This is a genomic window from Polaribacter sp. BM10 (assembly GCF_002005425.1).
GTDB lineage: Bacteria > Bacteroidota > Bacteroidia > Flavobacteriales > Flavobacteriaceae > Polaribacter > Polaribacter marinaquae.
Genome location: NZ_CP019704.1, coordinates 1,829,544 through 1,852,660 on the forward strand (window position 1 = coordinate 1,829,544; position 23,117 = coordinate 1,852,660).

Genomic DNA, 23,117 nt, shown 5'->3' on the forward strand with positions numbered 1-23,117 from the left:
ATTTAAATGCTACACGAACTTAAAAACATATTTAAACAAGCAATTATAAACCAAGAAAATAACATTAAAAACGTATTGGTAACTGTAGTAGATTTAAATGGTTCTTCTTACAGAAAACCCGGAGTTCGAATGTTAATTTCTAGCAATGATACTTCTGTTGGTGCTGTAAGTGGTGGTTGTGTAGAAAAAGAAATTATTAGAAGAGCACAAAGTGTTTTTAAAGATAATATAGCAAAAATAATTACTTATGATGGCAGATACAGATTAGGTTGCGAAGGTGTTTTATACATTTTGATAGAACCTTTACAAATAACCAAACACTTTAGGACTTTATTTTTAAATGCAATTGAAAACCGAGAATCTATTAAAATCGATTCTTATTTTATAACAAAAGATGAAGTTAAAGGGAATTACGGCTCTGTAATTACTTACAACAATCAACAACAAGTTGCTATTTCTAATTCTTTTGATATTAAGCAAACAAAAGATAAAAAAGTTTTTTCTCAAGAATTAAAACCTTTATTTAAATTAATAATAATTGGTGGCGAACATGATGCTGTAAAACTCTGTGAAATTGCCGCTAATTTAGGTTGGCAAATAGAAGTTTACACATCTATAAAAGATTCGAAATCTCAACTAGACTTTCCAGGGTCATTTAGCGTAAAAGGCACAACACCAGAAACCATAACTTTTAGTTCTATTGAAGAAAATACAGCCATTGTATTAATGAATCATAGTTTTGTGCAAGATCTAAAATATTTAGTAAAACTTAGTAAATATAAACCTCAATATATTGGTATAATTGGTGCACCCAAAAGAAGAGAAAAACTTTTTAACCAACTTTTTGAGTATGTACCAGATTTAGAAGAAGAGTTTTTAGATACTATTTTTACGCCTGCAGGTTTACATATTGGAGCAACTACACCAGAGGAAATTGCAATTTCTATTATTGCAGAAATTTTAGCTGTCGTTAGAAAAAAAGAACCGTTCTCATTAAAAAAATTATCAAAAAACATTAATAATTAAAAATAATGAAAATTGCAGTTTTAGTTTTAGCAGCAGGAAAATCATCAAGAATGAAAACTCCGAAACAATTGGTTACTATTGGCTCCAATTTTCTAATTGAAACTGTTTTATCCAAAGCAAAATCTATAGAGGCAAATGCAGTTTACTGTATTTTAGGTGCAAATGCAGAAATTATTTTAAAAGAAATCTCTAGTCCTGATGTGCATTTTTTTTATAATAAAGATTTTGAAAAAGGACTAAGCAAAAGTATTTCTTTTGGAATATCTGAAATAGAAAAACAATATCAAAATTACGACGGAATCTTAGTACTTTTAGGAGATCAACCTGCTGTAGAAAAAGAATATTTAAAGAACATGATTGCGTTATTCAGTAAAAGTAACACTAAAATTATTGCTTCTAATTATGGAAACAAATTAGGTGTTCCTGCTTTATTTCCTAAAAATTATTTTAAAGATTTAAAAAATATTTATGGAGATATTGGTGCTAAAGAAATTTTAAACAACAATAGCGAAGTAATTTCGATGCCTCAAAAAACTAACTTCTTAGATATAGATACAGAAAAAGACTATCAAGACTTTAAAAATTCAATTTTAAAATAGCTATTTTTGTAAGATGAACTTCACCAAACAAATACTTACTTTACTTGTCTTATCACTATTAATTTCTGCTTGTGCAACCATTAAAATGCAAGTTGCAGAAAACCATAGTTATATTTCTAAAAAAGACTCGTCTAAAGTTTTACATTCTTTTTATTTAATAGGAGATGCTGGTAATTCTGCTTTAAATAAAAAAGATTCTGCACTCTCTTATTTAGAGCAAGAAATTAAAAATGCTAAGAAAAATTCTACATTAATATTTTTAGGTGATAATGTTTATCAAAGAGGAATTCCAAAAGAGAATTCTAAAAACTATAAGTTAGCAGAACACCGATTAAAAGTTCAAACAGATATTGGTAAAAAATTTCCTGGAAGAACATTTTTTATTCCGGGTAATCACGATTGGTATAGCGGTTTAGATGGTTTAAAAAGACAAGAAAAATTAGTAGAAAAAGCACTTGGAAAAAATTCTTTTTTACCAGAAAAAGGTTGTCCGTTAGAAAAAGTTGAAATAAATGATGACATAAATGTTATTGTTGTAGATACGCATTGGTTTGTTACAAACTGGGACAATCACCCAGGAATTAACGATAATTGTGAAATTAAAACCAGAGAAAAATTCTTCGAAGAATTTGAAGGTTTATTAAAAAAATCTCAAGGAAAAACTACAATTGTTGCTTTACACCACCCAATGTTTACGAACGGTCCGCATGGTGGTTATTACTCTTTTAAAAGTCATATGAAGCCTTTGCCTATTTTTGGTTCTGCTTTAAATATTCTAAGAAAAACATCTGGAGTTACAAACACAGATCAACAAAATGAAAAATACAATTTATTAAGAAAACGTATTATTAGTTTAGCGCAACAGAATGAAAAAGTAATGTTTATTTCTGGTCATGAACATAGTATACAATATATTGTGCAAGATAACATACCGCAAATTGTAAGCGGTTCTGGTTCTAAATTAACAGCAACCAAAAACGTAAATGGTGGTGTTTTTTCTTACGGAACTCAAGGTTTTGCTAGATTAGATGTTTATGAAGACGGCGCATCTACAGTTCATTTTTATACGGCAAAAGAACGCAAAATTGTTTTTGAAGCGAATGTATTTAAAAAAGATAGTATTCTAGAATTTACAGACTTCCCTAACATGGATGTTTCAGAAAAAAAAGCGGGAATTTACACCGATAAAGAAACAAATAAAGGAAAATTCTATAATTTCTTATGGGGAAAAAGATACCGTAAATACTTTGGTCAGAAAATAATGGCCCCAACTGTAAGTTTAGACACTTTATACGGCGGATTAAAACCCGTTAGAAAAGGTGGCGGACATCAATCTAAATCTTTACGATTAGAAGATAAAGACGGTAAAGAATATGTAATGCGAGCATTAAGAAAAAATGCTGTGCAATATCTGCAAGCTGTTGCTTTTAAAAATCAATATGTAGAAGGGCAATTTAGCAACACTTTTACAGAAGACTTGTTATTAGATGTTTTTACAGGGTCGCATCCGTATGCGCCTTTTACTATTGATAAATTGGCAGAAGCAATTAACGTATATCATACCAAACCAATTTTATTTTACGTACCAAAGCAAGAGACTTTAAAAGAGTTTAATGCTGGTTTTGGTGATGAATTGTACATGATAGAGGCAAGAACTGCAGACGGTCATGGTGATAAAAAATACTTTGGTTTTTCTGATGAAATAATCAGTACAGACGATTTAAGAAAAAATCTAGCGAAAGACGAAAAATATGTTTTAGATGAAGGTTCTTATATAAGAGCACGTTTGTTTGACATGTTAATTGGAGATTGGGATAGACATCAAGATCAATGGCGATGGGCAACTTTTGAAAAAGATAATAAAGTAATTTACAGACCTGTACCCCGAGATCGCGATCAGGCTTTTTCTATTTTTAGTGATGGTTTTTTAATGAACACAATTACAAGTATTATTCCTGCTTTAAAAGGGATGCGATCTTACGAAGAGGACATCAAAAATCCGGCTCATTTTAGTTTATCTGCATATCCTTTAGATATGAGGTTAATTAAAGAATCTAACAAAGCAGATTGGGATAGAGAAGTACAAATAATTCAAAATCAGATTACAGATGAAGTTATAGAAAGTGCGTTTTCTAAATTTCCGAAAGAAGTTAGAGGAAATGCAATAGACGACATCAAGAGAAAACTAAAAGGGCGAAGAAAAAATCTACAAAAAATATCTGATAAGTATTTTAGTCATTTAAATAAATTTCAAGTAGTAACAGGTACTCATAAAGATGATTGGTTTGAAATAAACAGATTTGTAAACGGAGATACAGAAATTATAGGCTATAGGATAAAAGACGGTAAAAAAGCAGATATTTTTCATAAAAGGAGATATAAAAAAGATGTTACCAAAGATATTTGGATATATGGTTTAGATGATGATGACAGGTTTGTTGTTAGCGGTCCATCTGGCATTGACCCAATAAAAATTAAATTAATCGGAGGACTAAACAACGATATTTACGACATAAAAACTAAAAAGTTTATTAAGGTTTATGATTATAAAACTAAAAAAAACACCTTTATAACTAAGAATATCAATAAAAAAATTACAGACGATTATAAAACCAACACATACGATTATAAAAAATTAAGAAGTAAAAGTAATTTAGTTTCTCCTGCAATTGGTTACAATCCAGATGACGGAGTTAAACTAGGTATTAAAAATACACGTTTGATAAATGGTTTCGAAAGAAATCCCTTTACAAGAAAACACGTTATAGAAGGTTATTATGTATTTGCAACACAAGGTTTAGAAATAAAATATAACGGCGAGTTTGCTAATATTTTAGACCGTTTTAACTTAGGATTTAATGCAGAATTTAACAGTCCTAATTATGCAACTAACTTTTTTGGCTTTGGTAACAATTCTATAAACCTAGAACCAAACGGAACTGTAAATAGAGATTATAATCGAGTAAAAATTAGAAAACTACAAGCAGGTGCATTTTTAAAATGGAGAGGTGATTTGGGCGCAAAATTTACAGCTTCTGCAAGTTTTCAAAGTTTTGACATTGAGAGAACTTCTGGTAGATTTTTAGAAACACAATATGCAGCGGGTAACGATTTGTTTAAAGCTCAAAACTTTATAAATACAGAAGCGGGTTATTATTACCAACACTCAGACAATCCTGCATTTCCTACTTTAGGTGTAGAGTTTAATGCTCTTATAGGCTTTACGGGTAATTTAAGTAATAAAAGTAATTTTTCTTACGCTACCACTTCTTTAGGAATTACGCATAAATTAATTCCGAATGGTAAACTTGTATTGGCATCAAAAGTAGACGGGCATTTTATTTTTGGCAACGATTTTCAATTTTATCAAGGAGCGTCTATTGGAGGTAATGAAGGTATGAGAGCTTATAGAAACGAGCGATTTACAGGTAAAAATGCTTTTTACCACACAACAGATCTTAGATATAATATAAGTAATTTAAGAACTGCTATTTTACCTATTAATATTGGCATTTATTCTGGTTTTGATTATGGTAAAGTGTGGGGAACTCCAACTTCTTTAACAGTGCAACCAAACCCATCTTCTAAACCGAATACTTCTTTTGGTGGCGGATTATTTTTAAATGCTGCAGATATGTTAACAACAAGTATTGGGGTTTTTGATGGTAACGAAGGCTCTAGAATAACTTTTAGTTTAGGTTTCGATTTTTAAATTATGATATACACAGCAATTTTATTTGGAAGTTTTTTTGGATTATTAGCAATAATATTTGGAGCTTTTGGGGCGCATTTATTAAAAAAGAAATTATCTGAAGAACAATTACAAAGCTTTGAAACAGGTGTAAAATACCAAATGTATCACGCCATTGTTTTACTCTTTTTAGGATTTAAACTAAACAGCGAATTAACTATAGATAATTACATAGTTTACGCTTTTATAATTGGTGTAATTTTATTTTCATTTTCTATTTATGGCTTGGTAATTTCTTCAGCTAAAAATAAAAAAATTAAATTCTTAGGACCAATTACTCCTGTAGGAGGATTGTTTTTATGCTTAGGTTGGGCATTAATATTTTATAAATTTAGTTTACTATATTTTATTTAAAGCTTTAATTCGTATAAATTGCCACCTGTACCGTGCGCCTTTTCATCTGAAATAAGTAACGTGTTATTGTCTTTAAAAGTTATACTTTCTTTTTGAGATCGATGAGTTAAATCTATCTTTTTCACATCTCCAGAAAGAAACTTATCTCCTTTAAAATTAGAAAATATTAAGATATTTCTTTGAGATAAAACTGCAACTTTTTTTCCGTTAGGTGAAATATCCGCAGAAGTAATCCAGCATTCTAAATCTTTACAGTTTTCATAATCATCTACTATTTCTGCTGTGTAAGTTCCTTTTTTAGCTGGTAATTTATAAAGAGTAGTTTTACCATAATTACCTTTAACTCTACTTTTAGTTAAAATATATAAGTTCTTATTAAAGTAAAAAAAAGCTTCTGTATCGAAGTAGCGATCTTTCTTTTTTGGTGGAAATTTATTTTGATCTGGATACTCAAATTCTATTTCATCTACCTCTGCATTTTTTTCGTCCAATTCATTTTGCTCAACTATTATAATCGATAAATTTTTTCTTTTGTTTAAATTATTTCCAAAATCTCCAATGTAAATAGTTCCATTTTCATCCGAAGCTAAATCTTCCCAATCGTGATTTTTAGCTTTAATATAAATTTCTTTTTTAATTTTTCCTTTAGCATTTAAGCCAAACAAAGTTGGTTTATTTCCACCATCATTTATCATCCAAATTAAATCAGATTTCGGCACTATTTCTGTACCAGAAACTTCACTTAAAGTTTTTGGTAAATCTGAAATTATATTTAATTGCCCAAAATTCTGACAACTCATCAAAATTAAAAAACTAAATATCGAAACTATTTTCTTCATTTATTTTTGCTTTTAGAATTATTGAAAATAATAAAACACCTAATTTTTATTTAAAAAATTTAAGTGTTCTGTTTTGTAAGTATCTAAATTATGATAAATAAAATAATCTTTAGTAGCTAATTACCAACTTCCTCCTGCTCCACCGCCACTAAAACCACCGCCACCGAAACCGCCTCCAAAGCCGCCTCCGCCGAAACTTCCACCACCAGAAGAACCGCCAAAACCGCCTCCAAAGCTTCCGCCACCTCTACCGGCATTGCTTAATATAATGGTATCAAAAATTGTATCGGCTAAAGAACCTCTTCTATGTCTGTTGCCGCCACCTCTATTATTTTTATTACCTCTTGAGATTATAATAAAAAAGATGATGACAATTAGGATGAAGAAAAAAATTCCTGGATCAAAACCTTTCGATTTGTTTTTTCGAGTTCCTTTATATTCTCCGTTTAGTAATTGAAAGATAGTATCAGAACCTTTGTCTAATCCTTCGTAAAAATTTCCTCTTTTAAACTCTGGTATTATTACATTTCTTGTAATTTCACCAACAATACCAGCGGTTAAAATTGGTTCGATACCATAACCTGGCGCTATCCAAATTTTACGGTCTTTTTCGGCAAGTAAAATTAATATACCGTTGTCTTCTTTTTCTTGACCTATTCCCCATTTTTGAGCCCATTTAGGAGCCAAAATACCAATACTTTCATTTTTTGTTGACTCTATTACAATAACAACAATTTGTGTTGATGTTGAATCTGAATAACGTACTAATTTATTTTCTAAATTCGTTTTCTGGCTAGCGGTTAATAAGTTTACATAATCGTAAACACTTGTTTGTTCTTTTGGAATTTCTGGTATGGTAAATTGCCCAAATGAAATTTGAGTTACAAAAAATAAAAGAAGAAAACTTATGTTTTTAAATGCTTTCAAGAAATTGATTATTTAGAAATTTCGTTAGGTAATTCGTTAATATCATCTGTTTGCCAGGGAAAATGACTTTGCAATTCTAAACCAGCTTTTAAAATACCATCTACAAGACCTTGCTTAAAGTTTCCTTTTTTAAATTGATTTTGAATTACATCTTTTGTAGTATCCCAGAAATTGTTGGGCACAACATCATTAATACCTTTATCGCCGTAAATAACAAATTTATGATCTTTAACTGCCACATAAATTAATACAGCATTGGCATCTTTAGTGTTATCCATTTTTAAGAGATGAAACACTTCTAGCGCTCTTTTGTAATGTTCTTTATCTGAAGTAGCTTCGATATGAACACGTATTTCACCAGAAGTATTTGACTCTGCAGTTCTAATAGCAGAAATAATTTCTTTTTCTTCTGCTAGTGTAAGAAATTCTTCTACTTTAGACATCTTTTATTTTTTACTAAAATCTACTTTAACTGGTTTTTCTGCACCTGCTTCTGCTTGAAAGTATGGTTTCCCTTCAAAATTAAACCAACCTGCTAAAATTGAATTAGGAAATTTCTTAACGTGATTGTTATAAGGTTTTATTTTCTCATTAAAACGAGTTCTTGCAGTTAGAATTTGGTTTTCTGTACTTGCCAATTCATCTTGTAATTTTAAAAAGTTCTCATTAGCTTTTAACTCTGGATATCTTTCTACAGTTACCAATAAACTTTTTAAAGCACCACTTAAACCTCCTTGTACTTTATTAAATTGCGCCAATTGTTCTGGTGTTATGTTTGATGGATCGATATTTACAGAAGTTGCTTTTGCTCTTGCTTCGATTACCTCTACCAATGTACCTCTTTCATAATCTGCTGCACCTTGCACAGTGTTTACTAAGTTACCAATTAAATCGTTTCTTCTTTGGTAAGACGTTTCTACATTTGCCCAAGATTCTGAAACACTTTCGTTTAATTCTATTGCTGTATTATTAAAACCTACAGCCCATTTATAAACACCAAGTACTATTACTACTATAACAATTACTGGTACTAACCATTTTTTCATAATTTCTGTTTTTTAAGTTTTTTAGTTGATTTTTAATCGATTTCTACAAATTTACCTAATATTCTTAAGAATATAAAGTAGTTATTTGCTTTATCTAATTGTTAGACACGTAAAAGTTAAAAGTGTTACAACTGATTTTTAATTTTAATCAATTCTGCTTTTACACTTTCTAATCTGCTAATAATTTCGTGATTGTAAATTGTAGAATCTGGATTCTTCTTTAATTTTTGTTTTGCACCTTCTAAGGTAAATCCTCTTTCTTTTACTAAATTAAAAATTAGTTTAAAATTACGAATATCATCCGCAGTAAAAAGTCGGTTACCTTTTGCATTTTTTTTGGGTTTAATAATATCGAATTCTTTTTCCCAAAAACGAATTAAAGACGTATTTACATCGAATGCTTTGGCAACTTCACCTATTTTGTAGTAACGCTTTTCTGGTAAATCTATATGCATTTTATAGCGATTTTAATCGTACGATTGTCCTTCTTCTTCTGCAGCTTTTTGCATTGCAGCAAACTCTTCTGGCGTTAAATCTCCGTAGTAAAAATTAATAGGATTTACAGCTCTATCATTTTTATGAACTTCGTAATGCAAATGTGCAGAAACAGATCTACCTGTATTACCAACATAACCAATTAAATCGCCACGTTTTACCTTTTGTCCTTTTCTTGCTTTCATTTTACTCATGTGAGCATAAATGGTTTTATAACCATAACCATGATCTATGTAAATAACTTTACCAAAAGTAGCACTTCTTTCTGCTCTAATAACTTTACCGTTACCAGAAGCGTATATTGGTGTACCAACTGGCGCAGTAAAATCCATTCCTTTATGAAATTTACGAATCTTTAAAATAGGATGCATTCTCCATTTATAACCAGACGCCATTCTTGTTAAATCTACTAACTTTACAGGTAAAATTGCTGGTATTGCTGCTAACATTTTCTCTTTTTCTTTTGCTAAAACAACAATTTCGTCTAAAGATTTAGATTGCACTACAAGCTGTTTCGATAAAATATCTACGTTTTTAGTTAAATCTGTTATTAGTTTAGAGTTATCATAACCTTGTAAACTTTTATATCTGTTTACACCACCAAAACCTGCTTTTCTTTGTTCTTCTGGTATTGGGTTAGCTTCAAAATAAACTCTATAAATATTGTTATCTCTTTCTTGTAACTGGGCTAAAATTGTAGAACTTTCTTCTACTCTTTTAGATAATAATTCTAAATTTAACTGTAAATTTTCGTTTTCTCTGTTTAAGGCTCTTTCATTTGGCGACATGATAAATTGGCTAAACACTATAAAACCTATAAATCCGTTTAATAAAATAGCTAAAAAAACAAATATTGTTTTCTTGTAGTAATCACTTTTCTTAACAGCAATTTTTCTGTAAGAAAGTGTATCTGCATCGTAATAATATTTTACTTTTGCCATAATTGTAAATGTACTATTTTTGTTTTCTTAAATTTGATTTTAGTTAAAATTTCACTTTTAAGAACTCGCTAATTTACAAAATGTTTTACAACTGCTTTTTAAAACAGTTGTTTTATAGATATATTAACATATAATAACCAATCTAGAAACTTCTTTCTTTATGAAATCTCAAGATATTCGTGCTACATTTTTAAACTTTTTTAAAGATAAATCTCACCTTATTGTGCCGTCTGCACCCATGGTAACTAAAGACGACCCAACTTTAATGTTTGTAAATTCTGGAATGGCACCTTTTAAAGAGTATTTCTTGGGTAATGGCTCTCCTAAAAGTACAAGAATTACAGATTCTCAAAAATGTTTAAGGGTTTCTGGTAAGCATAATGATTTAGAAGAAGTTGGTTACGACACCTATCATCACACATTATTTGAAATGTTGGGTAATTGGTCTTTTGGAGATTATTTTAAGAAAGAGGCTATCGCTTGGGCTTGGGAATTATTAACCGAAGTGTATAAAATTGATAAAGACATTTTATATGTTACCGTTTTTGAAGGCTCTGACGATAAAGACAATTTAAAATTAGATACCGAAGCCTACGATATTTGGAAACAACATATAGATGAAGACAGAATTTTAAAAGGAAATAAAAAAGATAACTTTTGGGAAATGGGAGAACAAGGACCTTGCGGACCTTGCTCTGAAATTCATGTAGATATTCGTTCTGCAGAAGAGAAAGCAAAAGTTGATGGTAGAACTTTAATAAATGAAGATCATCCGCATGTTGTAGAAATCTGGAACTTAGTTTTTATGCAGTTCAATAGAAAAGCAAACGGAACTTTAGAAGAATTACCAAACAAACATATAGACACCGGTATGGGGTTTGAACGTTTATGCATGGTATTGCAAGACGTGCAATCTAATTACGACACAGATGTTTTTAAACCAATTATTAGCGAAATTGGTACTATTACAAATACAACTTACGGAAAAAACGAAAAACAAGACATTGCAACTCGTGTAATTTCAGATCATGTTAGAGCGGTTGCTTTTTCAATAGCAGATGGCCAATTACCAAGTAATACAGGTGCAGGTTATGTTATTCGTAGAATTTTAAGAAGAGCTATTAGATACGGATTTACGTTTTTAAATAAAAAAGATCCTTTTATTTATAGACTTGTAGAAGTTTTAAGCAATAAAATGGGAGAAGCTTTTCCAGAAATTAAAGCCCAAAAACAATTAATAGAAAATGTAATTAGAGAAGAAGAAGCTTCTTTCTTAAAAACTCTAGACAAAGGATTACTTTTATTAGACGGAATTATAGATGCTTCTAAAACCAAAGAAATTTCTGGGGAAAAAGTATTCGAATTATACGATACTTTTGGATTTCCTATTGATTTAACTGCTTTAATATTATCTGAAAAAGGATATACTTTAGATGAAAACGGTTTTAAAGAAGAACTTCAAAAACAAAAAAACAGATCTAGAGCAGCAAGTGAAAGTTCTACAGAAGACTGGGTAGTTTTAATTGATGATAAAGAAGAAGAATTTATTGGTTATGATTATTTAGAAGCCGATGTTAAAATTACCAAATACAGAAAAGTAACCTCTAAAAAAGATGGCGAAATGTTTCAATTAGTCTTCAATTTAACACCTTTTTATCCTGAGGGCGGAGGACAAGTTGGTGATAAAGGATATTTAGAAGATACACACGGTGATGTTGTTTATATTTTAGATACTAAAAAAGAAAACAACTTAATTATACATTTTACCAAAAATTTACCAAAGCATTTAAACGAGAGTTTTAAAGCTGTTGTAGATAAAAAACAACGCTACAGAACAGAATGTAATCATACAGCAACACATTTATTGCATCAAGCTTTAAGAGAAGTTTTAGGAACTCATGTAGAGCAAAAAGGTTCTGCTGTACATTCTAAATATTTACGTTTCGATTTTTCTCACTTTTCTAAGTTAACTACGGATGAGTTACGCGATGTAGAAGATTTTGTTAATGCACGTATTTCTGGAAAACTACCTTTAATAGAAAAAAGAAATATACCAATGCAACAAGCTTTAGATGATGGTGCAATGGCATTATTTGGAGAAAAATATGGCGATACAGTTAGAGCAATTAAGTTTGGTAAATCAGTAGAATTATGTGGTGGTACACATGTACAAAACACCGGAGACATATGGCATTTCAAAATTAAATCTGAAGGCGCTGTTGCCTCTGGAATTAGAAGAATAGAAGCAATTACCAATGATGCTGTTAAAGATTTCTATTCTGAAAATAACAAAACTTTATTCGAAATTAAAGACTTACTTAACAACGCTAAAGAACCCGTAAAAGCAGTTTTAAAATTACAAGAAGATAATGCGTCACTTCAAAAACAAATAGAGCAACTGTTAAAAGAAAAAGCGCAAAATTTATCAGGAGAAATTAAGAACAATCTTCAAGAAATTAATGGAGTGCAATTTTTAGCTACAAAAGTAGATTTAGATGCAAACGGAATTAAAAACTTAGCTTTTAGCTTAGGTAAAGATCTAGATAATTTATTTTTATTGTTTGCAACTGCTCCTTCTAAAGACAAAGCGATGTTAACTTGTTACATTTCTAAAGAATTGGCAAAAGAGCGTGGTTACGATGCTGGTAAGGTTGTTAGAGAATTAGGTAAATTAATTCACGGTGGCGGTGGTGGCCAAAACTTTTTTGCAACTGCCGGTGGTAAAAACCCAGGTGGAATACCGAAAGCATTAGACAAAGCAAAAGATTATTTAGTATAAATGATTTTTCAAACGCAAATACCAATTAAAAGAGAAGATAACAATCTTATTTCTTATCATTCTAAAACGCTTTTAATTGGTTCTTGTTTTTCAGAAAACATTGGTAATAAACTTGCTTTTTATAAGTTTCAATCACAGCAAAATCCATTCGGAATTTTATTTCATCCGAAGGCAATAGAAAATTTAATTTCTAGAGCTATCAACAGTAAATTCTACACCGCAAAAGAATTGGTTTATAATAACGAAAGGTGGCATTGTTTTGATGCACACTCAAGTTTAAGTGCTTCGGATAAAATAACGCTTTTAGACAACTTAAATTTAGCTTTAAAAAAAACTAAAAGTTATCTAGAAAATGCTTCTCATATTCTTATAACATTAGGTACTTCTTGGGTATATCGTTATTTAGAAAATGATTGTATTGTAGCAAATTGTCATAAAATTCCGCAGAAAAAATTTTCTAAAGATTTACTTTCTGTTGATGAAATTACCTCAACTTTAAAAAAGATAACTTCTCTAATAAAATCAATTAACAAAAATGCTAACGTTATTTTTACAGTTTCACCGGTTAGACATTTAAAAGATGGTTTTGTACAAAACAACAGAAGTAAAGCACATTTAATTAGTGCAGTTCATGCTACCGTAAATTCTGATATGAATTCGTATTATTTTCCTTCCTATGAAATTGTAGTAGATGAATTGAGAGATTATCGTTTTTATAATGAAGATATGATTCATCCGAATAATATGGCAATAAATTATATTTGGGAAAAATTTACAGCAACCTGGTTTTCTGAAGATTCTAAACCGATTATGAAAGATGTTGAAACAATTCAGCGAGGAATTGCACACAGACCTTTTAATGAATCTTCTGAAAAACATCAAAAGTTTTTAAAAAACTTGCAATTAAAAAAAGCACAGTTAACTACAAAGTTTCCTTTTATTAAATTTTAAAAAAAGCTTACCCAAAACTATGCTCGATAAGCTTTTAATTAATTAAAACAATCCAATTCTTACTCTTGGCACACCAACTGTTACACTTGTTCGTGTTCTATATCTTGGTTGACTTCTATACTCGTAACTGTAATAATATCTTGTATGATTGTGGTAATAATAACCATGATGACAATGTGAATCACAGTGATTGTGATGTTCTGCATAAGCATCTCTTTTACCTTGCATATAGGCATCATACGCTTCTTTGTCTTTTTTCTTTAACTCTTTTTCGTAGGCTTTTTGTTCTTTCCAGAACTGTTTTTCTTCCTTTTTAGATTTAGCCTCATATTGTTGTTCGAATTTGGCATCCTCCTTTGCTCTTTTTTGATAATAAGCAGATTTAGACAGTTCTTTATTTTCTATTTGCTGTTCTTTTTGTTCTTGAGCATTTAAAAATCCGATTGCAAAAAGAGCGGTAAATGTTGCTATTAATTTGATTGTTTTCATAATTTAAAAATTTATAAATTCTAATACATAATTTCTATTATCTATTAGTAAAACAACTCAATTGTAATTTACCCTACCTTTTTTTAATTTTAATAACTTACATCTGTAAATCTTGCGCTAATTGCATAATCAAAAGCCTGACTATTGTTATTGCTTTCGGCATTAAAATCGAACTGACCAGACATCAATCTGTTTTCTTCGTCTAATTTTGTAATCATAAACAAGCCAGATTTTACTTTATTTAAATTATTAAACCAAACAGTTACTTCTCCTTTGGCATATGTATACGTAACGTTTTCTTTAAGATTTTCTTCATTAATTAATAAATCAACTGCTCCTGTGGAATAGCCAAATCCTATTTGTAGTCGACCTGCTTTTACTAAAGATTTTGCATATGCACATTTTTCGTCTCCATTTAATATAACGGTAGCATTCTTATCACAAGAAAAATCATCTTCTCCATCTCCAAACAAAGATTCGCATGAGCTCAGACAGATTAACACCGAAAAAATCAATACACTTTTAGTAATTACTTTCATAATAAAATTTTTAAAATTAGTTGATACAAAGGTTGTTATAAATTAAATTTTTAGAAATACGTCATTTGCCGTATTGTAAAACCTTAGCCTTTTAATCAGTTTTGTAACGTAACTTTAAAATACTATAAAATGAAAAAAAACATCCTTTTATCCGTGGCATTATGCCTAAGCTTCACATTAAATGCTCAAACTTTAGATAACTTAAAAATTACAAGTAAAAAATACGGATTGAGTAAAATGAAAAAGGCTCAAAAAAAAATATACATCAATTCTTTTAATGTAAATTTTGAAATCTATAAAGAAGCCATAGACTTTAAAGCTGGCGGAAACGGAGGAAGAATTGGAGGCAATACAAGTAGTGCAACCGCAAAAGCTGCAGTAGGTTTAAGTGGTGTAGATGCAAATAAAATGCAAGCAAAAACAAACAAACTCTTCGAAAACTTTAAGCAACGTTTAAAAAGTGAAGGTTATGAAATAATTTCTGCGGATGTAGCTGGTAAAGCAAAATCTTTAGAAAAATGGAATAAAGCAACCGGACCTTTCATGAAAGAAAACATACCAGGTGTTATAACTTGTGCTCCAGAAAACTATGTTTTTTATTACAAGAAAAAAGGCGCCTTAGGATTAGGTGGTTTGGGTATACAAGCAAAACTATCTAAAGAATTAGGTGATGTAATAATTGCTGATGTAAATTTAAATGTAATGTTTTCTGAATCTGGTAATGATTGGATGAAAGGACGTGCCGCTAAAGTTAAAATTAAAACAAACTTAAGATTGGTAAACGATTATGTGATTACAGTACCGCAAAAATTAAAAAAGAAAAAATCTACTTTAGGTAAACTTTTTGGTTCTGTAAAAATAAAAGGAGCTGTTGATACTTACCCAATAAACTCAATGATTTCTTTCTCTTATGGTAAAGCCGGTTTAGGGTCTCAAGCTCAATTTAACGGCACTTTAAAAGATGATGCAGAAATAAGTGGTGTAATGAAAAAAGAAAAAATTGTAGCTTATCAAAAACAAGGCTCTTTTACTCCAACCTCTTTTACCTCTTTCTCTAACTATTTAGATGCAAAAGAAGATCGATTTTCTAAAAACGCAAAATGGATTACCGTAGATTCAGATGCATTTGCAAATGGATTTTATATTGCCTGTAATACTTTTATAGACAAACAATTAAATGCATTTTTTAGTAAAATAAAATAATTAGGAGATCCCTCCCGTAACTCATATAAAATATAAACGATTGTATTTTAGGGTTACAGATGGCTGTAGTTTATAAAACTGCAGTCATCTCCTTTTTTAAATTAAAAACAACCAATACATGATAATTATTACAAAACTCTTATTATTCGTTATAATTACCTTAATAATTATCTTGGTATTGATGTTACACAAAACATTATTAAAACTTAAAATCCTATCTACAAGTCAATTAAATTATTTATTTTTAGAAATTGAAAAAGAAAAAATAATTTCAGAAAATTTAAAAAAAGTAAAACCTTCTTTAACTGAATTAAATAACAATACTCAAATTAAGTTAAATACAATTAGAGTTAAATTATTAAATATTGATTTTACTATTACTGAAATTTTAAAATAGCAAACAAATGCGAAAGTTTTACTTTATACTAATATTATTAACTCATAATAATATTCATTGCCAACAAAAGCAAAAGATAGACAGCATTTTAGAATTAAAAAATAACATTTCAAATGAAAATTTTTTAAAATTGGTGTTTGATTTAAACTTTGAACAAGCTGTTTTAAATCCTAAGAAACTTTTAAAACTATCAAAAAAAGCAACAGATATAGCATTATCTACTAAAAATAATAATTTAATTGCTAAATCTTACAGATTACAATCATTAGCATATCACTACACCTCTAGTTATGATTTATCTATCGAAAATACAATAAAAGCAGCAAACATATTTGAAAAGAATAATGATGTAAATAATTATGCTTTTTCTTACATCGAACTTGGTTGGAGATTAAAGTATATAGACTTAAATAAAGCTTTAAAATACATGAATAAAGGTATTTTAACTTTAGAGGAAAAAAATCCTAAATCAGAAAATCTAGTAGAAGGTTATAATAATTATGGTACTTTAAAAACATTAAATAAAGAAATAGATAGCGCTTTATATTTCCATAAAAAATCTTTAAAGCTGGCAAAATTAATTAAAGACAAAATTGGTATCCCCTTTGCTTTTTCAAACATTGCTAATGTTTATTTAAAACAGAGCAAATATGTAATAGCTAAAAAATATCTAGATTCAGCATTTAATATTAGAAAAAAAAGAAACGATGTTTATGGCATTACAGATTCATATTTGTATTATGGTGATTTATATTATCAAAAAAAAGAATTTCAAAATGCAATAATAAACTTCGAAAAAGGGCTAACGATTTCGAGTAATAACAACTACTTTCCTCTTAAAAAATATGCATTAAAGTTACTTCACAAATCTTACGATTCTTTAAATGACTTTAGAAATTCTTTAAAATATTTTAAAGAATTCACTCAAATGAAAGACTCTATTAATAATGTTTCCAAAGCAAACAAAATTAATGAGTTGCAAATTAAATTTGAAACTGCTAAAAAAGAAAAAGAGATTGTAAAACAAAAAGAAGAACTTTTAGAAAAAGAATTAGCTCTAAAAAACAGAAACTTATATGCAATTCTTTTGGCATCTGCATTTATAATTTTAGCGATTATTTTTTACGCTGTTTACAAAAGAAATCAATTAAAAAAGAACCAATTACAAAAAGAAATAGATTTAAAAGATGCATTATCTAAAATAAAAACACAAAACAGATTACAAGAACAACGTTTGCGTATTTCTAGAGATTTACATGATAATATTGGCTCTCAACTTACATTTATTATATCATCTATAGACAATTTAAAATACATTTCTAAAGATGCAAATCAAAAACTAAAAGACAAATTATCGACTATTAGTTCTTTTACAGGTGATACAATTCATCAATTAAGAGACACTATTTGGGCAATGAATAAAAGTGAAATTAATGCGGAAGATCTGCATGCCAGAATTCTATCTTTTATAGAAAAAGCAAAAATCGCAACAAAAAACATAGAGTTTTCTGTAGATTTTAACATCGATAAAAGTGAAGCTTTTACCTCTTTAGAAGGCATGAATTTATTTAGGGTGATACAAGAAGCACTTAACAATGCAATAAAATATGCAAACGCTTCTAAAATTGAAATTAAACTCGATAAAAAACAAAATACTTTTGAGATTTCTGTAATCGATAACGGAATTGGTTTCGATGTAAATACAGTAAATTTAGGCAGTGGCTTAAGTAACATAGAAAAAAGAATAAGCGAAATTGGTGGAAAAATCGAAATTATTTCCAAACTAAATTCTGGTACAGAAATTAAGGCTTTAATTCAAAAAACACGCCAAATGATTTATAAGAAACATGTTATTTAAATATATTTTACATCGATAATAAAATAAACTATGAGTTTAAAGGTCTGTATTGTAGAAGACAATTATTTTTTAACAAAAGCAATTAAAGTAAAACTATCTTTTTTTGATGATATTACTGTAAAATTTGATGCCAAAAATGGTGCTGAATTAATTGATAAATTAGAAGAAAATCATAACATAGATGTTATTTTAATGGATATTCAAATGCCAGAAATAAATGGTATAAAAGCAACTGAACTGGTTAAAAACAAATATCCTCAGATAAAAATAATTATGCTAACCGTTTTAGATGATGATGATTATATTTTTAAAGCAATAAAATCGGGTGCAAACGGCTATTTGTTAAAAGAAACAAAACCAGAAATCTTACACAAAAGTATTGTAGAAGTGATTAAAGGTGGCGCACCAATGACACCAAGTATAGCTTTAAAAACATTAAATTTATTAAGAAATACAAGTTTACCTGAACCTAAAAATATCGCTAACAAAAATTATAAATTATCTAAAAGAGAAATAGAAATTTTAGTGCAACTTAGTAAAGGTTTAAATTATAATTTAATAGCAGACAATTTAATTATTTCTCCAGCAACAGTAAGAAAACATATCGAAAACATATACAAGAAACTACAAGTACATAGCAAAGTAGAAGCTGTTTTAAAAGCACAAAAAAGAAACTTAATTTAGTACATTAATATTTTGTACCTTTAAATCTTAGGTAAAATAATTACTAAAAGCATGATTAGAAAAATTATTACAGGTTTAGTTTCTGGTGCTCTGGTTGGTATTTTTGTTTCTGCAATTATACAACCAACTACAAGCGAATTAATAGAATTATTTTTAACTAAGATTACCGCCACAGCGATAATTACGGGTGGTTTGGGCGGAATTTATGCACACTTATCTAAATCTAAATTACAAGTCTTTTTTGTATTAATTCTAATAGGTATTATTACTTTCGTTTTAAAACGCTTAATTACCGGTCAAAACTTAGATGCTTTAACTATGGGAGCATTTGTAGGTGCAATGCTTGGTGGTATTTTTGCAATTATTAGAAAAATAAAACACACTTACATAATTTACTTGAAATTACGTAAGCGTAGAAGAAAAGGGTTTGGCAAATAGGTTTTTATAGCTCTTTTGCTACATTTTGCCAAGGTCCGCCATTTATAACATCAACTCCGTTTTGAGCTAAAAACTGAGCAGCTTGCCCACTTCTACCTCCACTTCTACAAACTGTAATTACAGGTTTGTTCCAAGATTTTATTTGTTCTATTTCTAACGGAATTAAATTTAAAACAATGTGCTTAGAAGACTCTATATGTCCTTCATTCCATTCTTCTAAAGTTCTAACATCTAAAATTACGGCATCGTTTTGTAAGTATTCTTTAATTTCTGCACTCATATCATTTCTTTTAAACATGCTAAATAAGCCCATGTTATGTTGTTATTTTGATTAATGACACAAAGCTAAACCATTTTCTATCAATTTTGTGTAACTATTATTACTTTTTAAAACATCTAAAGATTTTAGAATCTTTTCTTGAATATCTAATTTATATGTTTTTGCTAATTCATATAGCTCTAAAAGCAATAACCAATCATTTTTGTAATTATTTAAAAGGTCATTATAAATAGATTCAATTTTTTGTTCTGTTACATTTTTTGTATTTCTAATTTCTCTAACACGATCGTATAAACCATATAATCTTTTCTGATTATCAGAATACTTAATTTTATGTGTTTTTGTTTTAGAAACTTCACTTGTATCTTCAAAAGAATTGATATCTGCTGCACCAGCATAAGCCGATACAACTTCTTTACCAACAGCCATGTCGTAAACACCCCATTCTGGTTGAAATAAAACCTTATCATTATGGGTAACTGTACAGTTTTCAAAAGAAATTATTAATATTTTTCCTTTTAAATCTCTTGTACCTGTAATTACATTTCCTATTACTTTTAAACCGCCTTCAAACTCTAAAGTAATTGTTTTACCTTCATAGATTTGGTAAGCTTCTAAATCTCTAGGACTCATATTTTCGATAGGAATATTAATTCCTTTTAACTTACCTATTGGGCTACCAAAACCATCTGCATGCGTTTCGATACCATGACCAATCAACTCTTTATCTCTGTTAGACAAAGCAGTTGGCCCTGTTGTTTGAAAATAAATTGGCTTGTTATTTTCGTCTGCAATAACATTTGTAAAAACACCAGATATTTGAATACCCGTACTAAGTTCAATCGTTCCAAGGTTTTTAGATTCTATCAATTTTCTTAAACCAGATAAACCTCCTTTTCTAATTGCCATCTTATTGGCAAATTGTTCTAAAACTAAACTTAAATGAGCAAAATCTGGAGTTACAAAAAGTTGTGGCTGTGGTTTTGTAATATCAAAATTAATATTAGCAGCTTCTATAGAATATGGTTTTTTAACCACTTCTTCTTTCATACACCATGCACTTTCACCTATAGAAGAAAGTAAACCAGCTCCATAAATTTTAGGATTTTCTAAAGATCCAATCAATCCGTACTCAACAGTCCACCAGTGTAAGTTTCTTATCTGTGCCATTTCAGATAATTCACCCATATTTTCTTGCAGATACTCTACTTTTTCTTGCGCCTCTGTAATTTCTTTTTCTGTAGAATTTGGATCTTCTTTCAAAATAGACAACAAACGAATTGCTTCATACATTTCATAATCTTTAGCAGAAGAAATTGCTTTGCATCCTATCTCTCCAAATCTTCTTAAATACTCAGCATATTCTGGATTTGCAATTATTGGAGCATGACCAGCTGCTTCATGAATAATATCTGGCGCAGGCGTATATTCTATATGATTTATAGTTCTCATGTCTGATGCAATTACCAAAACATTGTATGCCTGAAATTCCATAAAAGCATTTGGCGGAATAAATCCGTCTACAGAAACTGCAGCCCAACCAATATCTTTTAAAATACGATTCATACCTTCCATGTGTGGTATAACTTCTGTAGAAATTCCTGTTTTATCTAAACCTTTTATGTAAGAATTATGTGCAACTTTACTTAAATAATCAACATTAATTCTCATTACATAGCGCCAAACGGCTTGGTTCTGTGCTGTATATTCTTCATAAGGCTGCTTAACTACAAACTTATGTAAGTGTTTTGGTAACTTTTTTGTGACATCATTCAATTGAAACTGCATATTCTTCTATTTATTGAATTATTCTTACAAAATTACGGATTAAAATAGTAATTCTTTATTTCTATTTCATGAAAATTTCTTTTTTTAATCTGAATAATATTACAATTGAAAAAAAGCAAGAATAATACTAGTAGTTTTACGGTATCGGTTTCGTAAAAACTTAATAAGAAGACAAAAAACTTTCTTATTTTTACTGTATAATTTTAGAAAAATGAACAAGAAAGTAATCTTAATGATTTTAGATGGTTGGGGTATAACTCAAGACCCAAAAGTATCTGCAATATACAACGCAAAAACACCTTATATTAATAGTTTGTATGACAAATATCCGCATGCAGAATTAAGAACAGACGGTTTGCATGTTGGTTTGCCAGAAGGTCAAATGGGTAATTCTGAAGTTGGACATATGAATTTGGGTGCAGGTAGAATTGTTTATCAAAATTTAGCTAGAATTAACAAAGCTGTAGAAGAAAAAACTTTAGGTAAAGAAAAAGTGCTTGTAGACACTTTTAACTTTGCAAAAGAAAATAATAAAGACGTGCATTTACTTGGTTTGGTTTCTAACGGAGGAATTCATGCACATATTAATCATTTAAAAGGAATTTTAGATGTCGCTAAAGAAAATCAAGTAGAAAATGTCTACTTACATGCATTTACAGATGGTAGAGATTGTGATCCTAAATCGGGTACGTTTTTTATAAATGATATTCAAGAATACATGAAAGAAAGTACAGGAGAATTGGCTTCTGTAACTGGGCGTTATTATGCTATGGATAGAGACAACAGATGGGAACGTGTAAAAGAAGCTTATGATGGTGTTGTAAACGGAATTGGTAAAAAAACAACAGATGTTCTTGCTGAAATGAATGCAAATTATGAGGCTGGTATTACAGATGAATTTCATACACCAATAATTGCTACAGATAATACCGGTAATCCGAAAACAAAAATTAAAGAAGGTGATGTTGTCTTGTTTTTTAACTATAGAACAGATCGAGGAAGAGAATTAACAAATGCGCTGTCGCAGAATGATTTTCCGGAATTCGGAATGAAAAAATTAGACTTATACTATACAACCATTACTTTATATGACGAAAGCTTTAAAGGAATAAATGTAATTTATAATAACGATAATATTAAAAATACGTTGGGTGAAGTTTTGTCTAAAGCTGGTAAAAAACAAATTAGAATTGCCGAAACAGAAAAGTATCCGCATGTAACTTTTTTCTTTTCTGGTGGCCAAGAAGCTCCTTTTAAAGGTGAGACTAGAATTTTAAGAAACTCACCTAAAGTAGCTACTTACGATTTAAAACCAGAAATGTCTGCTTATGAACTAAAAGATGCTTTGTGTGAAGATTTAGAAAAAGGTGAAGTAGATTTTGTTTGTTTAAATTTTGCAAACGGAGATATGGTTGGCCATACAGGTATTATGGAAGCAGCAATAAAAGCTTGTGAGGCTGTAGATGCTTGTGCAAAAGAAGTTATAGAAACTGGTTTAGAAAATGATTATTCTATTTTATTAATTGCAGATCATGGTAATTGTGAAACAATGATGAACCCTGACGGTTCACCTCACACAGCGCACACTACAAACCCTGTACCTTTTGTTTTAATTGATAAAGAGATAAAGTCTATAAAAAGCGGTATATTGGGAGACATAGCACCTACAATTTTAGAATTAATGGGTGTAGCACAACCAGAAGAAATGACACAAAACTCTCTATTATAGAATC

Annotated in this window: 22 protein-coding genes; 12 read left to right on the top strand and 10 right to left on the bottom strand. The window is 29.5% G+C overall.

The window, feature by feature from the left end; all coding sequences use genetic code 11:
• Positions 1 to 6 precede the first annotated feature (6 nt).
• The 4 genes from BXQ17_RS08215 to BXQ17_RS08230 are packed head-to-tail and all read left to right on the top strand — an operon-like array spanning position 7 to position 5,730.
• Entirely contained in the window at positions 7 to 1,026 is a 1,020-nt protein-coding gene (locus BXQ17_RS08215) for an XdhC family protein (RefSeq protein ID WP_077810152.1), read from the top strand.
• Between the two features lie 5 nt (positions 1,027 to 1,031).
• On the top strand, positions 1,032 to 1,625 hold the full coding sequence (locus tag BXQ17_RS08220; RefSeq protein ID WP_077810153.1) for an NTP transferase domain-containing protein: 594 nt from the start codon (positions 1,032 to 1,034) through the stop codon (positions 1,623 to 1,625).
• A gap of 13 nt (positions 1,626 to 1,638) precedes the next feature.
• On the top strand, positions 1,639 to 5,337 hold the full coding sequence (locus BXQ17_RS08225) for a metallophosphoesterase (RefSeq protein ID WP_077810154.1): 3,699 nt from the start codon (positions 1,639 to 1,641) through the stop codon (positions 5,335 to 5,337).
• Between the two features lie 3 nt (positions 5,338 to 5,340).
• Positions 5,341 to 5,730 carry a DUF423 domain-containing protein gene (locus BXQ17_RS08230; RefSeq protein ID WP_077810155.1) on the top strand — a complete coding sequence of 130 codons (390 nt, stop codon included), beginning with the start codon at positions 5,341 to 5,343 and terminating at the stop codon, positions 5,728 to 5,730.
• Here the strand turns inward: BXQ17_RS08230 and BXQ17_RS08235 are convergent.
• The 6 genes from BXQ17_RS08235 to BXQ17_RS08260 form a co-directional block, all read right to left on the bottom strand.
• On the bottom strand, positions 5,727 to 6,569 hold the full coding sequence (locus BXQ17_RS08235; protein WP_254712351.1) for a hypothetical protein: 843 nt from the start codon (positions 6,567 to 6,569) through the stop codon (positions 5,727 to 5,729). The two genes, BXQ17_RS08230 and BXQ17_RS08235, sit on opposite strands and share 4 nt — an antisense overlap.
• 120 nt (positions 6,570 to 6,689) lie before the next feature.
• Positions 6,690 to 7,505, bottom strand: a complete 816-nt coding sequence (locus BXQ17_RS08240) for a YgcG family protein (protein ID WP_077810158.1) — start codon at positions 7,503 to 7,505, stop codon at positions 6,690 to 6,692.
• Positions 7,505 to 7,939, bottom strand: coding sequence for a TPM domain-containing protein (locus BXQ17_RS08245; RefSeq protein ID WP_077810160.1), 435 nt, complete (start codon positions 7,937 to 7,939; stop codon positions 7,505 to 7,507). Before BXQ17_RS08245 ends, BXQ17_RS08240 begins: the two co-directional genes overlap by 1 nt.
• A gap of 3 nt (positions 7,940 to 7,942) precedes the next feature.
• Positions 7,943 to 8,542: a LemA family protein gene (locus tag BXQ17_RS08250; RefSeq protein ID WP_077810161.1), complete on the bottom strand. Its 600-nt coding sequence runs from the start codon at positions 8,540 to 8,542 to the stop codon at positions 7,943 to 7,945.
• A gap of 125 nt (positions 8,543 to 8,667) precedes the next feature.
• Positions 8,668 to 8,997, bottom strand: coding sequence for a MerR family transcriptional regulator (locus BXQ17_RS08255; RefSeq protein WP_077810162.1), 330 nt, complete (start codon positions 8,995 to 8,997; stop codon positions 8,668 to 8,670).
• Between the two features lie 12 nt (positions 8,998 to 9,009).
• On the bottom strand, positions 9,010 to 9,978 hold the full coding sequence (locus BXQ17_RS08260; protein WP_077810164.1) for a M23 family metallopeptidase: 969 nt from the start codon (positions 9,976 to 9,978) through the stop codon (positions 9,010 to 9,012).
• 160 nt (positions 9,979 to 10,138) lie between these two features.
• Between BXQ17_RS08260 and alaS the strand changes: the two genes are divergently transcribed.
• Both alaS and BXQ17_RS08270 read left to right on the top strand, forming a co-directional pair.
• The gene (gene alaS, locus BXQ17_RS08265; protein WP_077810165.1) at positions 10,139 to 12,757 is read left to right on the top strand and encodes an alanine--tRNA ligase; all 2,619 of its coding nucleotides are present in this window, start codon (positions 10,139 to 10,141) and stop codon (positions 12,755 to 12,757) included.
• Positions 12,758 to 13,708, top strand: a complete 951-nt coding sequence (locus tag BXQ17_RS08270) for a GSCFA domain-containing protein (protein ID WP_077810167.1) — start codon at positions 12,758 to 12,760, stop codon at positions 13,706 to 13,708.
• Positions 13,709 to 13,750: 42 nt separating this feature from the next.
• On the opposite strand, the gene BXQ17_RS08275 is transcribed toward BXQ17_RS08270, so the two are convergent.
• Positions 13,751 to 14,197, bottom strand: a complete 447-nt coding sequence (locus tag BXQ17_RS08275) for a hypothetical protein (protein ID WP_077810168.1) — start codon at positions 14,195 to 14,197, stop codon at positions 13,751 to 13,753.
• Positions 14,198 to 14,286: 89 nt separating this feature from the next.
• Positions 14,287 to 14,736: a DUF6252 family protein gene (locus BXQ17_RS08280; RefSeq protein ID WP_149025887.1), complete on the bottom strand. Its 450-nt coding sequence runs from the start codon at positions 14,734 to 14,736 to the stop codon at positions 14,287 to 14,289.
• 129 nt (positions 14,737 to 14,865) lie between these two features.
• Here BXQ17_RS08280 and BXQ17_RS08285 point away from each other — a divergent pair, with 129 nt between their 5' ends.
• The 5 genes from BXQ17_RS08285 to BXQ17_RS08305 all read left to right on the top strand — a co-directional run bounded on the left by BXQ17_RS08285 (position 14,866) and on the right by BXQ17_RS08305 (position 19,316).
• Positions 14,866 to 15,939, top strand: coding sequence for a hypothetical protein (locus BXQ17_RS08285; protein WP_077810170.1), 1,074 nt, complete (start codon positions 14,866 to 14,868; stop codon positions 15,937 to 15,939).
• Between the two features lie 118 nt (positions 15,940 to 16,057).
• Positions 16,058 to 16,336 carry a hypothetical protein gene (locus BXQ17_RS08290; RefSeq protein ID WP_149025888.1) on the top strand — a complete coding sequence of 93 codons (279 nt, stop codon included), beginning with the start codon at positions 16,058 to 16,060 and terminating at the stop codon, positions 16,334 to 16,336.
• 7 nt (positions 16,337 to 16,343) lie between these two features.
• Positions 16,344 to 18,194: a sensor histidine kinase gene (locus tag BXQ17_RS08295; protein ID WP_077810172.1), complete on the top strand. Its 1,851-nt coding sequence runs from the start codon at positions 16,344 to 16,346 to the stop codon at positions 18,192 to 18,194.
• Between the two features lie 30 nt (positions 18,195 to 18,224).
• Entirely contained in the window at positions 18,225 to 18,878 is a 654-nt protein-coding gene (locus tag BXQ17_RS08300; RefSeq protein WP_077810175.1) for a response regulator transcription factor, read from the top strand.
• 51 nt (positions 18,879 to 18,929) lie between these two features.
• Positions 18,930 to 19,316 (top strand): hypothetical protein, encoded by a 387-nt coding sequence (locus BXQ17_RS08305; RefSeq protein ID WP_077810176.1) that lies wholly within the window; start codon positions 18,930 to 18,932, stop codon positions 19,314 to 19,316.
• Between the two features lie 4 nt (positions 19,317 to 19,320).
• On the opposite strand, the gene BXQ17_RS08310 is transcribed toward BXQ17_RS08305, so the two are convergent.
• Both BXQ17_RS08310 and BXQ17_RS08315 read right to left on the bottom strand, forming a co-directional pair.
• The gene (locus tag BXQ17_RS08310; RefSeq protein ID WP_077811383.1) at positions 19,321 to 19,596 is read right to left on the bottom strand and encodes a rhodanese-like domain-containing protein; all 276 of its coding nucleotides are present in this window, start codon (positions 19,594 to 19,596) and stop codon (positions 19,321 to 19,323) included.
• Positions 19,597 to 19,647: 51 nt separating this feature from the next.
• Entirely contained in the window at positions 19,648 to 21,384 is a 1,737-nt protein-coding gene (locus BXQ17_RS08315; RefSeq protein WP_077810177.1) for an aromatic amino acid hydroxylase, read from the bottom strand.
• Between the two features lie 211 nt (positions 21,385 to 21,595).
• Between BXQ17_RS08315 and gpmI the strand changes: the two genes are divergently transcribed.
• Positions 21,596 to 23,113, top strand: a complete 1,518-nt coding sequence (gene gpmI, locus BXQ17_RS08320; protein WP_077810179.1) for a 2,3-bisphosphoglycerate-independent phosphoglycerate mutase — start codon at positions 21,596 to 21,598, stop codon at positions 23,111 to 23,113.
• Positions 23,114 to 23,117: the final 4 nt, after the last annotated feature.